The 15,221-nt window shown below is 44.4% G+C and carries 13 protein-coding genes; all 13 read right to left on the bottom strand.

Translation table 11 applies throughout. From position 1 onward, the window contains the following. Nucleotides 1-44: 44 nt before the first annotated feature. Nucleotides 45-923 (bottom strand): LysR family transcriptional regulator, encoded by an 879-nt coding sequence (locus AC3CID_RS08045; protein ID WP_054547772.1) that lies wholly within the window; start codon nucleotides 921-923, stop codon nucleotides 45-47. Between the two features lie 217 nt (nucleotides 924-1,140). Further along, nucleotides 1,141-1,800, bottom strand: coding sequence for a sugar transferase (locus AC3CID_RS08050; RefSeq protein ID WP_488527258.1), 660 nt, complete (start codon nucleotides 1,798-1,800; stop codon nucleotides 1,141-1,143). A gap of 9 nt (nucleotides 1,801-1,809) precedes the next feature. Further along, complete coding sequence (locus AC3CID_RS08055) at nucleotides 1,810-2,997, bottom strand: glycosyltransferase family 2 protein (protein ID WP_114633535.1); 1,188 nt, start codon at nucleotides 2,995-2,997, stop codon at nucleotides 1,810-1,812. Further along, the gene (locus AC3CID_RS08060) at nucleotides 2,994-4,094 is read right to left on the bottom strand and encodes a glycosyltransferase (RefSeq protein ID WP_171316343.1); all 1,101 of its coding nucleotides are present in this window, start codon (nucleotides 4,092-4,094) and stop codon (nucleotides 2,994-2,996) included. Before AC3CID_RS08060 ends, AC3CID_RS08055 begins: the two co-directional genes overlap by 4 nt. Nucleotides 4,095-4,455: 361 nt before the next feature. Continuing rightward, nucleotides 4,456-5,880: a GumC family protein gene (locus AC3CID_RS08065; protein WP_488527259.1), complete on the bottom strand. Its 1,425-nt coding sequence runs from the start codon at nucleotides 5,878-5,880 to the stop codon at nucleotides 4,456-4,458. Further along, nucleotides 5,877-7,013 (bottom strand): glycosyltransferase, encoded by a 1,137-nt coding sequence (locus tag AC3CID_RS08070; protein ID WP_171308266.1) that lies wholly within the window; start codon nucleotides 7,011-7,013, stop codon nucleotides 5,877-5,879. Before AC3CID_RS08070 ends, AC3CID_RS08065 begins: the two co-directional genes overlap by 4 nt. Continuing rightward, nucleotides 7,006-7,791 (bottom strand): acyltransferase, encoded by a 786-nt coding sequence (locus tag AC3CID_RS08075; RefSeq protein ID WP_017094511.1) that lies wholly within the window; start codon nucleotides 7,789-7,791, stop codon nucleotides 7,006-7,008. Before AC3CID_RS08075 ends, AC3CID_RS08070 begins: the two co-directional genes overlap by 8 nt. Nucleotides 7,792-7,883: 92 nt before the next feature. Further along, the gene (locus AC3CID_RS08080) at nucleotides 7,884-9,260 is read right to left on the bottom strand and encodes an O-antigen ligase family protein (RefSeq protein WP_488527260.1); all 1,377 of its coding nucleotides are present in this window, start codon (nucleotides 9,258-9,260) and stop codon (nucleotides 7,884-7,886) included. Between the two features lie 251 nt (nucleotides 9,261-9,511). After that, nucleotides 9,512-10,636 carry a glycosyltransferase family 4 protein gene (locus AC3CID_RS08085; protein ID WP_488527261.1) on the bottom strand — a complete coding sequence of 375 codons (1,125 nt, stop codon included), beginning with the start codon at nucleotides 10,634-10,636 and terminating at the stop codon, nucleotides 9,512-9,514. Next, the gene (locus tag AC3CID_RS08090; protein WP_065205220.1) at nucleotides 10,617-12,128 is read right to left on the bottom strand and encodes a sigma-54-dependent transcriptional regulator; all 1,512 of its coding nucleotides are present in this window, start codon (nucleotides 12,126-12,128) and stop codon (nucleotides 10,617-10,619) included. The genes AC3CID_RS08085 and AC3CID_RS08090 overlap by 20 nt, the downstream gene beginning before the upstream one ends. 222 nt (nucleotides 12,129-12,350) lie before the next feature. After that, complete coding sequence (locus tag AC3CID_RS08095; RefSeq protein ID WP_171313037.1) at nucleotides 12,351-12,755, bottom strand: Hpt domain-containing protein; 405 nt, start codon at nucleotides 12,753-12,755, stop codon at nucleotides 12,351-12,353. A 306-nt stretch (nucleotides 12,756-13,061) separates the two neighbouring features. Continuing rightward, on the bottom strand, nucleotides 13,062-14,294 hold the full coding sequence (locus tag AC3CID_RS08100; protein ID WP_065205218.1) for a quaternary amine ABC transporter ATP-binding protein: 1,233 nt from the start codon (nucleotides 14,292-14,294) through the stop codon (nucleotides 13,062-13,064). Further along, a complete protein-coding gene (locus tag AC3CID_RS08105; RefSeq protein WP_054547760.1) occupies nucleotides 14,287-15,186 on the bottom strand; it encodes an ABC transporter permease in 900 nt (299 codons plus the stop codon). The genes AC3CID_RS08100 and AC3CID_RS08105 overlap by 8 nt, the downstream gene beginning before the upstream one ends. Between the last annotated feature and the right edge of the window lie 35 nt (nucleotides 15,187-15,221).

Raw genomic sequence — 15,221 nt, forward strand, 5'->3', positions numbered from 1 at the left:
TCTAGTCTGCACGTGAAACACTGTCACATTATTCGTTACAATAACTATAATTTCGGAAGCTCTTGTAATAAAAAATCAATCAAAAGCTGTGCTGAATGGCTTAACGCTTTACGCTGAGGATAGAGCAGCCATGCTTCTTCTTCTTGAAGATTCTCGTCGGGGAACAAGTTAATCAGACTGCCGTCTTTAAGTTGCTGTCGTACCAAGAGTTCTGGTAACAACGCGATGCCTCTATGTCGAATTACACCGCCTTTCACGAAGCCAATGCTGTCGCTGACGACCGAAGGTTCAACTTTGATGATGTGATCTTTGATGTCCCATTGTTTATCGATGTCGCCACTTGGCCACCTGAAGCAAACAAATGGGTAATTGGTGAGCTCTCTTAGGTTTGAGGGCTTGCCTTGTTTCTCTAGAAACTCAGGGCTTGCGACAAAAATACGTTGGAGAACCATCACTTTACGAGCAACCACGTTAGCGTCGCTCAACGTACCACCATGCATAGCGAGGTCTAACCCTTGACGGTACATGTCGACAAAGCCGTTACTAATGTTGCGAATATCAAGCTCAACCTTGGGGTACATATCTTGGAATTTAAACAGAGTCGACTGCATGATGTCGCTGGTTTCAGGCAATAGACCAATCTTAACTTGCCCGTGTGCAACTTCTGAAAGGTTGGAAGCGACATGATTCGCTTTGTCGAGCGCACTTAATGCATTGAGTAGTTCTTTGTAATAGAGCTCGCCAGATTTGGTTAAGGAGAGGCTTCGTGTAGTTCTAAAAAACAGTTGAATGCCGAGAGACTTCTCAAGGTCATTAATTCTACGGCTAACGTTAGCTCGGGGAAGGTCAAGTGCATTGGCTGCGGCAGTAAAACTGCCCAGTTCGACTACAGTGGTAAATAGCTTAAGATCTTCGATTTTCATAACAACGGCATTTAATCGTTTTTAGAACAGTATGTTGGCATCGTATACCAATTGGATTTTAAAATCGAAGCGTTCTTGGTTTTGGCTTGTTTTAAGACAGTAAAAAGCCAGCTGATCAACCATTATCAAAGCTGGCTTTGTGTTCACAACGGACAAAATTGCTCTATTTTTTACCTTGGACTTGGCAACTTGTTCTTTCACCTCACACCATATTAGTTTAGCGACCTCGACCGTCGACCATCACAATGATTGTTTTAGAAATGATGGAGAGGTCAGCGGCAATCCAAGACCTAACAGAACATAGGCTTAATGCGTAACTATGGTCAAAGCCCACTTTACGACGTACATCATCAATACAGGTATCATAACCTTGATTTACTTGTGCAAGCCCCGTAATGCCAGGCATTACGCCGTATGTACGGTCAGCAAAGTAAGGGATTTCGTTTTCTAGTTTGGTGTAAAAAGTAGGGCGTTCAGGCCGTGGACCAATTAGAGACATTTCACCTTTCAATACATTGAACAGCTGTGGGAGTTCATCAAGACGTGTTTTTCTCAAAAAGCGTCCAACGGGTGTAATTCGTGGGTCATTCGCGGTAGCCCAGACTGCGCCAGAACGCGTTTCTGCATCTTCGTACATGCTACGGAACTTCATGATTTCAAAGATTGCCATTTTCTCCGGCGTAGATTTACCGACACGCAATTGGCGGTAGAAAATAGGACCGCGAGAAGTAAGTGCGATTGCCATCGCTATCAATGGAAATACTGGCGCTAACAAAATCAAAGCAATTAGTGAACTCACGAAATCGAACGTACGTTTAGCACGTGAGATTTTGTATTGGTATAAGTTTTGAGTAGATAGCTGTTCAATGTTCATCATAATAAGTCCTTAATGATTCGCTCGTGTCCAAGGTGAGTTTTCTAGTCCGATTAGGTAACGAATGCCACCAATGAAGTTGGCATAGTGTCCAACTATCAAATAAGAGATTAATGAAATAGGTTTGTTTACTAGACGCTTTGGCAAGATACAACCAAGTACGCCAATGGTATAAACGGTAACTTGAGCCCATAACAGTGCTTCAAATACCAAGTAGTTACTAAGTAAGATGGAACACACTAAACACACGATCATTAAATATGGTGTTAGGAGGCGAAGTCCTTTTCCTGAGAAGAACGCAAACGCGATGCCCTTGAACTTAGGGCTGAACAAGCCAAACAATCGAATCGCTTGTTGCATGTTGCCCGCTGATATACGAAGTCTTCTTTTGAAGTCTGTTTCTAAATTTGATTCTTCTAGCTCTAATGCAACCATTTGGGTTTCGTATTCTGCGATGTAACCTTGTTTAACGATTTGCATCGGTAAGATGAAATCGTCATTAATAGTGTTGAGTGGAAGCAGTTCAAACAGGTGTGTTCTAAACAAATAGAAAGCGCCATGAGAACCTAAGCTAGAACCTAATGATGCCTCAGATTCTTTAACGGCTGTTTGATACTGCCAGTAGGCGTTTTCACCTTCATTGCCTGTAGGGCATAGTTGATACGTTGCGTTTACCACACCAACCTTGTCACTTTCAAAATGAGCAGCTGCAATAAGCAATGCATCCAGTGAAATAAGGGCTGATACGTCACTTAGCGCCGTAATGTCGCTTTTTATACTTGTCACTTCTTCATTGATAACCGCAACTTTTCCTCGGTTGGTCTTGTGGTCATGTATCTCGAAATAGATATCGCTGCACATCGCTTCTTGAATCGTCATTTCGGCGATTTCTACCGTGTTATCAGTGCAGCCATCACAAGCAATAATCACTTGTAGCTTCTTTTTTGGGTAATCTAATGAAGCAAGGTTACGAACTTTATCTGCGATCCATTGCTCTTCGTTAAATGCCGGCACAAGAATGGTAATGGTGGGTAGTGTGCAATCTTGTTGTTCGTCTTTATAACAACGATGGCTCTCTTCAATTTGACGCGCCGGGTGACTTTTCGCATACCAACGCAGTAACAGTGGATAGGCAGCGTGATGGTAGACAATCAGCGCACCAGAGAATAAGCAAAGTCCTGCAAGCAACCAGTCGATCATGCGCAAACTCCTTCTGAGATATCGTTGTAAGAGGCAACCATTTTTACAATGTCGAAGTTGTCGAGTACGTAACGACGAGGTGATAAAAAGCGTTCATTTTGCTTTTCTAATAGCGCACTAGCTAACCCCACAATGCTGCCGCTTTTGACGAGGACGCCGCTGACTGGACATAAGGTTTCATCGACAGCTCCTACATTCATCGCGACGGTAGGGATGTTGCACGCCTGAGCTTCTAGTGTAGAAAGTGGCAGCCCCTCATGACGAGAAGGTAAACAGAAGGTATCCAAAGCGCCGTAAAAGGTGGTCATGTCTTCAATAAGGCCAAGGAAGATCACACGGTCGCTCAAATTCAAGCGGTCAGTGAGTTGTTCCAGTTGCTTGCGTTTTGAACCATCACCAGCCAATGCGACAACGGTGTTAGTAGGAAGTAAGGTAAGCGCTTTAATCAGTTGGTCTTGACCTTTCACGTGTTCTAAACGTCCCGCACAACCTACGATGTGTTTATCGGTTGGTAGATCGAGTGTTGCTCTCGCGTTTGCTTTTGACATCGGTTTGAACTTCTCGCAATCCACACCGTTTTTGATCGTGATGATATTGTTGTATGAAAAGGCAGAGCGAAGTTGGTTGTAAACACGGGTTGCATCGGCCACCAAAGTTGGCTGAGCGGCTTTAAGTGCTAATGCTTGTAAGCGACGACGTTTGTTATTTTTCAAATGCCATGCATCATGCTCAGTATGAATTCGAGTAGGAACCCCTGATACGCGGGCAGCGTAACCCGCATAGAGCAGTGGGCCTATGTGATGCGTGTGAACAACATCAGGGCTAATTCCTCTAAATGCTTTGATGAGTTTTATGATGATGTTGAATTGAACACCGGGCTCTTTGTCTAAAAACACGATTTGGTTGTGGTAAGGCTTCAGCTTCGGCCAGTTTGCGATGGATTCTGCTTTCGTGCCTTCAAGACTGACGATCAACACTTGGTCTGTTGGTTTAGCAAGGCGCAGCAAATCTAACGTTAAGGTTTCTAATCCACCTGGGGCAAGGTGCTGAACAACGTGTATGATCTTCTTGCCATGCTTTGTTATCTGGTTATTCATAATTTGGACCCTGCCTTTATAATTCTTGTTTCGCCTTTCTGACGTTTCTCTTGAAGTAACTTCTTTAAAACGTTTGACTACACAAGGAGATTGCAGGAGTTGTGCCAATTAAATAGTTGCTATATTTCAGTAGCTTATGGTGAGTGATTCTGGGGCGATTTTCATTTCTCAAAATGGGAATCAAAACAGAATACGAATGAATGGCTGTTTGAATCATGGTGCTTGGGGAAATCGAAAGTGGGATTAATAATTGAGGCTTTATAAAAGCAAAACGCCAACCGAGTGTTGGCGTTTAGTGCTAAGAAGCTAAGAAGCTAAGAAGCTAAGAAGCTAGCAAGTTAAAAAATGACTTTAAGGCTAATCAACTCATTTTAGGGATAACAGTAATCACAGGGACACCTAAGATTTCTTCAATTTCATCTTTACGCTTGATTGAAGAGTCAAACAGCTCAAACAATATCGCTAACCCAATGCCAAGGCCGATACCGGCAACGAAACCAGCCAGAACAAACACAAAAGAAGGTATGTTAGATTTGATACTAGGCGTGAAGGGTAAATCGATGATCTTCACACGTTTGTTTTGCTCGAATACACCAAGCGAACCCGTTAGTTGAGCCATTTCATAACGCTCTGTGAGTTCATCGGATAGCTGGCGCTTGATGTCTACCTGACGTTTAAGGCGATACATCTCTTTTGCATTCTCACCGAAGTTATTCGCCTTGTGTTCTAATTCAAAAATCATAGTACGAAGGCTTTTAGTCTCTTCTGTCAAAGATTCAAAGCGAGCTCGAACCAGTTGTAAGCTGTGTAGCTGGGTGACCAAAAGAGGTTGGGTATCCGACAGTTTGTTCAGTGTCGTGCTACTTGCAATGTCCCAAAGCTGGTCGCTGTTCATCGTTGGTTGGGTTACATCGAGCAAACTCTTTCTCTCGTTTTCAAGTCTGTCTAGCTCACGAACTTTAGCTTGTACGGCACTGTGTTTGTTTGTGTATTTGGCTTGAAGTAGAGCCAGTTCACTACGAATGTCGATGATCTGATCTTCTATTCGACCTATCACGGGGTTGGTTTTTGAAAGCTGTTGATCGATTGACCCTAAGCTTTTTTCAACACCGGATAACTCGGCCTCTTTTTCTGCCAGTGTTTGCTTGAGTGACGCTAAGCGATTCAAACTTTGGCTTTGTACCTCAGGCGTCGAATGAACATTCTCATTCATGTATAAGGCAAGGGCTTCTTCTGCAACTTCAAGTTCAGCACTGCGCTTATCTATATGAATTTTCAAGAAGTTGCTTGAGTCTTCAATCGACGAACGTTCCGGAGCGAGCAATTGTTCAATGAAATGTTCACTTACCGAACGAAGCGTCGCTTCCATTCCATCTGGCGTGTTTGAGCTTAAGCTGATTTTTAGAAAATCTTTTCCAAGCTGAGTCACCGTTAGACGTTGAGATAGGTCAGTAATGATCTCTTGTTTCTCAATTTCAGGCATATCGGGCGTGGTTAATTGCAGTTCATCAGCGACCGAGTAAAGCACATGTCGACTATGAAGTAGTGTTCTCAACGCATTAAGGCGGTCTTTGAGCATGGTAGAAACGGCGATGTCTTCCAAGAATGGATTCATCTTGGCCGTTTCTTGAATCAACATACTGGTATGCGCGTCATATTTAGTCGGAGCCAACTTGCTCACACCAAAGCCTATAAAGGGCAAAATAAGGATTGGTAGAACAATAACGTAGCGTTGGCGCCACATGGCATTGATGATGACTAATAACCGCAATTTCAGATTATTCATAATAGCTCCAACATCCAATGTACGAAGTTACCGCGGTTCTGCCAACTGTCTTTGGAGACAACAGATACTGGCGAGTTTTCAAGGTGACGGCTTTGCTCGAGAGCTTCGACCATCTGTTGTCCATTATCAACGGACGTAACGTGATTCTTATAAGGAACCATTGCAGGAAAAGGGGTGGTCACGATAGGAGTCCCCGCGGCTAGGTATTCCATCAACTTTAATGGACTGCATGCTCGGATCTGTTCGTTATCCACGAAAGGTAATAGGCTCACATCCCAGTGTTGTGAATAGCTTGGCAACGTGTGATGTGGGCGAGGCCCCAAGTAATGAACATTATCGAGGTTAGGCAACGACAATGTATCAAGCTCATTAGGGCCGATGAATACAAAGTCCCATTCCGGCATTGCTGTCGCCACATGTTTGACCATGTCGTAATCCAGCCATTGAGATAAGCTTCCGTAAAAACCTGCAATCGGGCGGTGGTGGCTTGGCAAGTCGTGTGCTCTTGGAGCTGGTGTAGAAAATAGCCCGACATCGACACCATGTGGTAAGAGTTGCGCTTTCTCACTAGGGAATTTGCCCATCAGCTTTTCACTAGCAGCGAAGATCAGATCTGATTTTTCAATCAATTCCAATTCATGCTGTGCGACAGTTTTGTGGTCAACGCCCGCGAGCGCACTAAAGTCATCCCCGCAGTAATAAACAACCGCTGACTCGCCTAAGTGTCCGCACAAATCAACAGCGGTAGGAAGGGAAGTCCATAAGATAGGAGCATGAAGCTTCAGCTCGGCAATAACTGGCTTCAACTGGCGTAACATCATTTGCTGAGCCAGTTTTCTAGACAACTTAGAAGAAGGCGCAGGAATGGTTTTCAAGTTCACGACCGTTATGTTGCCTTGGTCGTTTGAATCAGCGACGTTTTGTGGATCCAGCATGTTTTGAGTAACTGCGTTGCTTCGCCCTGTCAGTTTATTGAATGCACGATTGATGTCTTTAACTGACAATCTTGGCTGTCTAAGACCAATAGAGTTTACCCATAAGACTTTATGTTGTTTAGCTAAGTGGCGAACCAAGTGTTGAGTCGATGAAGGTAGGCCACCAAAGTCTTCACCAAATACGATTAAATCACGCATGGTCGCCTCCATGAGTCTCTAACGAATCGAATACATCGGACTCTGTCACTTCAACGGATTTAATCTGACCGACAACTCGAGCAGGGTTGCCGCCTGCGATTGCGAAGGCAGGGATGTTCTTTGTTACCACGCTGCCTGCGGCTATTACGGCACCTTCGCCGATGGTTACGCCACCTTTAACGGTAACATTGGTGCCTAGCCATACATCTTGTTCAAGAATGATGTCGCCGATTTGCTGAGGGTCATCGCCTTCACCTAGTGCTCGACGTTTTGCATCAAGCGGGTGTCCAGAGTATCCAAACAGGAAAGCGCCGCCAGCGATGCGTACGTTGTCGGAGATAACGACTTTACCTCCAACTGCGATAGTCGATTGCCAACCGATGTCTACATTGTTGCCAATCGACAGTAGTGGGTGTTCCAAGCCTTCAAGTGGTTGGGTACAACCAGAGAATGTCGTGTGGCCAGAGATACGGCAGTTATCGCCAATCGTAATTTGTACCGGACCGCTCACGAAAGGGAGGCCACCGTATAAGTACAGACGTTTGCCACATTGAGCGACACGACCTTTGAAAGCTGGTGTCCAGTAGAAGAACCGAGTAAAACCAGAAACCAAATTCACGACAAGCTTGTGTGCTTGGTATAGGCAGCGATTAAGTACTTGAGGGGTAGGTAGCTCTGTGCTTCTGATGTTTTTCAAAATGATAAACACATTTCTAATTCGAGAATTAGGGTGAAACTTAAGCCAATGTTTGAATTGATGTATAGATACTGACGTCATAATGAAAATCCTCTTTTTTGTTATATAGAAGTACTTTCATATATTGTGCCATTTAATAAGTTTATTATTTTCAATGTGTTACAAGTTGGCTTTTAGATTTTCTCATTTTGACAGGCAGTATGAGATACGTTCGCAACAGCAACAATCAATGCGGAAAGGATATAGATAGGCCAGTTGAAGCCTTGTGTTAGGAAGGTACCCGAGACGATGGTGCCAATTAACCCAGCATATACGGCGTAAGCCGCGGCATTGAGATTTGGGTCGATTACGTTGGTCGTCTCTGAAAGCTGTTTGAGTGTCGAGCGTATTGTTTTGATCAGTGAGCCAATCAATATCAGAAAGATAATCAACCCTAGAAAGCCAGTTTCAGCGAGCACGCCAAACCAAGTACTGTGAACCGCATGATTCAGTCCGTCCCAGTGCGAACTATAAAAGAAGTAATTAGAAAAGAAATTGTTTAGGCCGACTCCGGTTAAAGGGTTATCCAGTGCCATTTTGAACGCGGCTTCCCATGCATAGATTCGCCCCATTGCAGATTCATCAACCCCTTGTTCAGCAGCACCGCCTGATGCTCTGTCTGAAATTCCAGCAACAAAGTAAAGGCCAATCGCTCCGATCGCGCCCAAAGTGATCAACAGTGATTTTGAACGTATTACTTTGAACGCAAAAATCCCGACCACTGCTAGCGCACCAAGTAATCCACCACGGCTTTGGGTTGCAACGATAGCGGCAAGTAACAATACAGCGACACCAATACTCAATACACGCTTAAAAGCATGAATGCCATGGGTGGTCGTCTGACTGAGCGCAAACGCAAGTGGAAACAAAAGAACCAGTGCTAAATCATTAGGATCTCCTAACATCGAACCAAAATCGCGGCCAATAGTGACACGTGACCCTTCGACTAATCCGATACCATTGATTGAGTTGTTAATTGCAATAAGTGCGACTAACGAACCTGCCATCATGATGATTATCGATGTCTTTGCTAAGTTTTCGACGCTGTTTACCAGCCACACGATAGCGAGTGTCATCACCATTATTTTCCAATACACGCCTTTAAATTCAGCTAACGCTGTTGGACGGTTAGACGCGAAGATCAGGCCGATAAAGACGAGAGCCCAAAAAACAGCAAGCCAGCTCAATGTAGGGTGCCAGAATATTTTAAGTTCTTTGCTGATGAAAGCATGCCAGAGCAAAGCGGAAAGCGCGCCTAGCGAGAGTAATAGCGGTATCTTTAACGAATAGAGTTGAGGTATCGCTTCGTGGATTCGAAAAAATGAAAAGACAACGAACAGTATCACCATCCAAAAGGTTTTGTTAATAACAAACATTCCAGCCAAAGGAAGAAGTGCTAGCGCAACAATAACAGCGGGATGCGGCACGAAGTACCAGACAATACCGAGCCCGACACACAAGGCGCTGATCGTGATGATGACTGGCAATCTATTGGCTTCAGGGTTGACCATTGTGACCTCTATTCGCAAATAAACTCTTAATGACTCGGCTCGCAATCTTTTGAGACGTAGTTACACCTGATGTTAAATATTGCAAAGCGAGTGCCAGTTATGCATTTTGTTTAACTAACTGATTTAGCGTTGGATTATTAAGTGAGGGCTTAGCCGTGAGGTAAGTTTTGTCATTTTGAGAATCAGTATAAGACTGGCTAGAACGGCTAAGTTATCCAGCTAAAATAACCAATTACCTACTAAGACTAGTATTAACAGTCGAGTTGATAGATTTCTAACAACTGCGGGACAACAGCTTGTGGCGAGTATTTGTTTTTAACGGTTTCTATGGCGTTACTGCTGAGGGAGTCACGTTGTTCACTCGTCAATGACATCCACGTGGATAAATGCTGTTTTAGTACTAACGCTGTTTCTGAATCAGGCTCTGAATTGGCGAGGTAGCCATTAACTTGGTGCACGATGAGCTTAGGCAAGTTACCAACTGAGGTGGCGAGAACGGGAATGCCGCGAATCATGGCTTCTAATGCTGCCATCGGTAAGCCTTCAAAGCGGGAAGGGATGATTAACAAATCGATTTGGCTCCAGACGTCGTCCATATTGGTTTGATGCCCATGAAAGGTAACATTATCAGGCTGCGATTTAACTAAGGCCTCCATTTCGGGTCCGTCCCCAAAAAGCTCAAACCGAACATCAGGAAACTGTTTGGCTAATGCGACAAATCGATCAGGCGCTTTTTCATGGCTCAATCGCCCCACAAAACCAACATGGAATTGGCCTGATGAAGGGGAGCTTGTTAACCCGGTAGGGACTTTAACAAAGTTATTCAATTGATGGCTTTTACTCGGTACTTTCGCTTTGATCTTCTCACTGACCACGAGCGACTGATCAGAAAGAAAGCTGCTGTAACGGTCGAGCCAGTCATAAAGCCATACTTTGCCTGTTGGGGTTTCACCTGCGTGATAAGTGGTGATTTGTTTAGTATTGCTTAAACGAGGTGAGAGTTTTATGAGCTTGCTGAACAAACTGGCTTTGTAACCATGAGCATGGATAAGCCTTGGCTGATAATGTCGAACTGCACGTTTAAGTTGTGTCGCGCTCTTGCTGCTTGAATCCGCACAGCAAGAGGCTAAATCGGAGAGGTAACTATAAGGGATATGCAGCGCATCTAACTTTTCAACGATGATCGCTTCAGGCTTAAACTTAGTCAAAAGAACGATTCTAACAGCCTCTGAATACTGAGCGCTTTCAGATATCAGGCCTTGTGCTAATTCTAAAACATGCGTTTCTATACCTCCAAAAGTTTGGCTGTCGATCAACAGCCAGATCTCATGAAGGTTTACGTTGAGTACACCTTGGCTAGGCTTGATTGTACTCATCTTCCGATTCCCAAGCCTGCTTCTTACGGTAAACGGTAGAAGGACTAAGTTCTAACAACACAGCAGCGTTTAGCACATTCCCATCGCAATGATTGATCGCGTGTTGAATGGCTTCGCGCTCTATTTGCCACATTGGACGAATAGCACCTTCGTTTGTTGTAAATGCGGGCGTCATCGGGTCGTTGTTAGCGGGAACAACTGACGATTGCTCCAACTCTTCAGGAGTAATCGGTGGCAACTTAGCTTCTGGTGCTTCCACAACAGCAGCTTGGGGCGCCGCTACTCGAATCGGTGTCACTGATTTCGAAGTTGGAGCCGCGTCTACTTTATTAATCGGAGGAGGTAACATGTCTTTGGTCACGCTCGTTTCATTGTTCAACACCACGATGTTACGGATGATGTTTTGCAACTGACGCACGTTGCCTGGCCACACATAACGTTTAAGTAGATTCTGCGTTTCTTTGTCTATGGATTTGAACTTCTTCTTGTCTTGCTTCGCATACAATTTCAAAAAGTGATTAGCCAAAGTCACAATGTCACTTCCTCGTTCACGAAGTGGTGGCATCTCGATAGGCACAACGTGAACACGATAGTAAAGGTCTTCTCTAAAACGTCCTTCTTCGACCTCAACCAGTGGGTCGCGGTTGGTCGCACAGATAATTCTGACATCTACTTTAATCTCGCGATTACCACCGAGTGGAGTAAACGTACCTGTTTGCAGAAATCGTAGGAGCTTCTTTTGCATCTCCAGTTCCATTTCGCAAAGCTCATCGAGAAATAGGGTACCGCCGTGTGCTTGCATTGCAGCACCTTTACGGTCGGTTGTCGCACCGGTAAACGCACCTTTGACGTGACCGAAGATTTCACTCTCCATTAGGTCTCGAGGGATAGCGCCACAGTTAATGGCAACGAAGGGCTTGCCGTTACGCTGACTCTCCTGATGAATAGCCTCCGCGCACACTTCTTTACCCGTACCACTTTCGCCGTTAATAAACACGCTAGCGGTGGTTGGCGCCACCGAATCAATGATCTTATAGACAGCCTGCATAGGTAGGCAAGAGCCAATGAAATTATGAAAGCGGTCACGATCAAACTTGCTTTGCATGTCATCAACGAGGTTCTCTAGCTTAGCTCGTTTCAAATGCAAGCGAACAGAGGTCTTAAGTCGATCGGCTTGAATTGGCTTTTCCAAGAAATCTTCCGCACCGCGTTGGATAAGGTCTACAGCAATATTAACTGAGCCATGTGCTGTCGCGATAATGACGGCGGTCGGTATTTCATTTTCGCTAATCCAATCTAGTACTTCTTCACCTGGCATGTCGGGCAACTTAAGATCGAGAATAACAAGCTGTGGAGAGTGCCTTTCAATGAAGATCTTAGCTTCTGCGCCGGTTTCGACGTGGAAAATATCGTAGGGTTCGTCTTTTACGTACTGCTTGTAGAGTACGGCGAGTGAGGTGGAGTCTTCAACTAACAATACCTTAGGGCGCATTGTGTATTCCTTTTGAAACTTTATCCTAACCAATCAATAACATAGTGGTATGCATCCATCAATACGAGTCTTGTTTATTTGTTATCTACCGCATGCAATCTCTTAACAAACTATAGATGTACTTCTCGCGTTGTTGGTCACGCCGGAGTACATGTTAATGGTTACTATATTGATAACGACTATGTTGAGTTTTTGTCTGATACTTATGATGAACATCCAAAGTTAACTGAAACCAGCCTCTTTTCTTTCAAGCAAGGCTTTGATTGAACGCTCTGCGAGTTCTAATAATTCGTCAACTCGTCGAAATGCTGCATCATGATTCTGTTCTAAACATTGCTTCTCTAAGGCGCGAGCTAACTCACCCAAAGGGCGATTACCTAATGAGAGTGCTGTGCTGCCGAGAGTGTGTACCTCGAATTCTAGTGTTTGAGCGTCTTTCTGAGCGACAGCCTCTTTTATGGCGACCAAGCGTGTTTGTGATTCTTCGACATAATGGTCGATCAAGATCGGGATAATATCCGCACTTGTATCTCGAATCATTTGCTCTAGAACGCTTTCATCAACAAGCTCGCTAACTTCTTGTGAGTTTAGATGTGCAGCTGTGTCTGACGCTAAAGTGGAATTCATCAAACTAAGTCCTTCTATTGAGCCTAATATCCGTGAGTACTATTAAGTTCTAGTCATTTTCTAGAATAATTTCAACTGCTTGCCGTATAAACAGAGCAATTAATTACCATCTCACTCATATTGCTACAGGGTTTGTGACAAGCCTAACGGACTGATTTAATTTTGTTTTCTCTTATGAAATATAAACTTAGGTGCCTATAAGCGTAAGGGGCGGGTAGAGCTCAGGAGAAAACGAGGCCGATACAAATAAAAAGACCACTGCAGTGAATTAACAACAGTGGTCTTGGAGGGGTTAAGTAGTTTAGGCTACGAAGCTTTATCAATCTTTGGCTTTGGGTCAGCTTCTACTTCTTCCTCGCTACTTTCAGAGAAGATATCAGCAACGGCGCTTCTCTCTAATTCACCCTTCAGATTTCCATCTTCGTCGACAACTGGAAGGGAGTAGTCACAAGACATGGTGTCTGGTAGAACTTCTTCAATGACCGCATCAGGTAAAACAGCAGGAACCTCTTCGTAAATCTCATCACTGAAGTCATGAACAGAGGCATCTTCAACGGCGTCTTGTAGGCTCTCTTGTGTGACTAGGCCTTGATAGCCGTCATCCGTTACGTGATAAGCGTAATCGTTTTTCAGCATCTTCATTTGTGCCAGAGCACCTTCAATCGTTTCTGAAGTGATTCGATAGAGAGGAGGCTGCATAACCGTTTCAACCGTCAATGCACGAGCACGGTTTACGTCTTTAACGAACGCCTCTACATAGTCATCGGCTGGATTCAGCAGAATCTCATGTGGTGTGCCTTGTTGTACCAACTCGCCATCTTTCAAAATTGCGATTCGATCGCCGAGACGGAGTGCTTCATCCAAATCGTGGGTAATGAAAACAATCGTCTTATGAAGCTTCTGTTGAAGTTCGATAAGCTGATCTTGCATTTCACTTCGAATCAAAGGGTCGAGTGCCGAAAAGGCTTCATCCATTAACAAGATTTCAGCGTTAGTACACAGAGCGCGAGAAAGGCCAACACGTTGTTGCTGACCACCAGAAAGCTGGGCAGGGTACTGCTTGCCGTAACCTTTCAAACCCACTGTTTCTAACCATTCATTGGCTTTTGCTAAACGGTCTTCTTTTTTGATGCCTTGTACTTCCAACCCGTACGCAACGTTTTCTACCACGGTGCGATGAGGCATTAAGCCAAAGCGTTGGAATACCATCGACATTTTATGACGGCGGAACTCTTCTAATTGCTTGGTGTTGAGGCTCATTACATCAATACCTTCAACCATGATTTTACCCTGCGTTGGGTCAATTAAACGGTTGAAGTGGCGAATTAGAGTCGATTTACCCGAGCCAGAAAGCCCCATGATAACGAAGATTTCACCGCGGTTAATCTCGAGATTAATCTCTTTTAAACCGACGGTATGACCTGTGTCCGCAAGAATCTGATCTTTGTGTTCACCGTCCTGAACTCGGTTCATAACAGACATCGGTTTCGGTCCAAACACTTTGTATAGACCACTAATTTCAATCAATGGTTTAGTCATGCTTGAGTCCTCCTAAATGCGCATTGGTTCTTCTTGCGTATGCCTGTGAAGCGCGGTCAAAAAGAATTGCGAGGGCAACAATGGCGAAACCATTCATCAAGCCTAATGTGAAATATTGGTTGGTGATGGATTTAAGAACTGGTTGTCCTAGGCCTTTCACGCCAATCATGGATGCGATAACAACCATAGACAGTGCCATCATGATGGTTTGGTTGATACCCGCCATGATCGTTGGCATTGCTAGGGGAAGTTGAACACCCCATAAGCGTTGTTTTTTGCTCGCACCAAATGCGGTAGCGGCTTCAAGAACTTCTTTGTCGACCAAGCGTATGCCTAGGTTGGTTAAACGAATCACGGGTGGGATAGCGTAGATAACCACGGCGATTAGACCTGGAATTTTACCGATGCCGAGTAACATCACCACTGGGATCAAGTAAACGAATGCTGGCATGGTTTGCATGATATCAAGCATCGGTGTAACGATAGATTGAGCTCGATTTGAACGAGCCATCGCAATACCAATCGGAATGCCTAAGAATATCGAAACCAAGGTACAAACAGTAATGATACTGAGCGTCCGCATGGTGTCTTCCCACATTCCAAAGTAACCAATAAGGAGCAAAGAAACGACACAACCTAAAGCCAGTTTCCAAGAACGACTTGCGGCGTAGACAAGGCTTGTACAAACGGCGAGGACTATAATCCAAGGGGTTGAGATAAGAAGTTTTTCAAACCAAACAAGGAATGAAAGAAGAGGGTCAAATAGAGATTCAATCATTTCACCGTATTCACGAGAGAATTCACGGTATGCGCCATCTAGCGTCTTTTTTATGGTTCGTAAATCAGCGCGTTCCATCTCTGGAAAGCTTGATAACCAATTGGTGTCAGCCATTTTATATCCTTATAGTTCGGAGCCACTTGTTCATG

This window comes from Vibrio sp. QJM3NY_21 (genome assembly GCF_057785975.1).

What these genes read in the sequence shown, in the direction of transcription:
- AC3CID_RS08045 (WP_054547772.1), bottom strand. Translation starts at nt 923, where the DNA reads ATGAAAATCGAAGATCTTAAGCTATTTACCACTGTAGTCGAACTGGGC.
- AC3CID_RS08050 (WP_488527258.1), bottom strand. Translation starts at nt 1,800, where the DNA reads ATGATGAACATTGAACAGCTATCTACTCAAAACTTATACCAATACAAA.
- AC3CID_RS08055 (WP_114633535.1), bottom strand. Translation starts at nt 2,997, where the DNA reads ATGATCGACTGGTTGCTTGCAGGACTTTGCTTATTCTCTGGTGCGCTG.
- AC3CID_RS08060 (WP_171316343.1), bottom strand. Translation starts at nt 4,094, where the DNA reads ATGAATAACCAGATAACAAAGCATGGCAAGAAGATCATACACGTTGTT.
- AC3CID_RS08065 (WP_488527259.1), bottom strand. Translation starts at nt 5,880, where the DNA reads ATGAATAATCTGAAATTGCGGTTATTAGTCATCATCAATGCCATGTGG.
- AC3CID_RS08070 (WP_171308266.1), bottom strand. Translation starts at nt 7,013, where the DNA reads ATGCGTGATTTAATCGTATTTGGTGAAGACTTTGGTGGCCTACCTTCA.
- AC3CID_RS08075 (WP_017094511.1), bottom strand. Translation starts at nt 7,791, where the DNA reads ATGACGTCAGTATCTATACATCAATTCAAACATTGGCTTAAGTTTCAC.
- AC3CID_RS08080 (WP_488527260.1), bottom strand. Translation starts at nt 9,260, where the DNA reads ATGGTCAACCCTGAAGCCAATAGATTGCCAGTCATCATCACGATCAGC.
- AC3CID_RS08085 (WP_488527261.1), bottom strand. Translation starts at nt 10,636, where the DNA reads ATGAGTACAATCAAGCCTAGCCAAGGTGTACTCAACGTAAACCTTCAT.
- AC3CID_RS08090 (WP_065205220.1), bottom strand. Translation starts at nt 12,128, where the DNA reads ATGCGCCCTAAGGTATTGTTAGTTGAAGACTCCACCTCACTCGCCGTA.
- AC3CID_RS08095 (WP_171313037.1), bottom strand. Translation starts at nt 12,755, where the DNA reads ATGAATTCCACTTTAGCGTCAGACACAGCTGCACATCTAAACTCACAA.
- AC3CID_RS08100 (WP_065205218.1), bottom strand. Translation starts at nt 14,294, where the DNA reads ATGACTAAACCATTGATTGAAATTAGTGGTCTATACAAAGTGTTTGGA.
- AC3CID_RS08105 (WP_054547760.1), bottom strand. Translation starts at nt 15,186, where the DNA reads ATGGCTGACACCAATTGGTTATCAAGCTTTCCAGAGATGGAACGCGCT.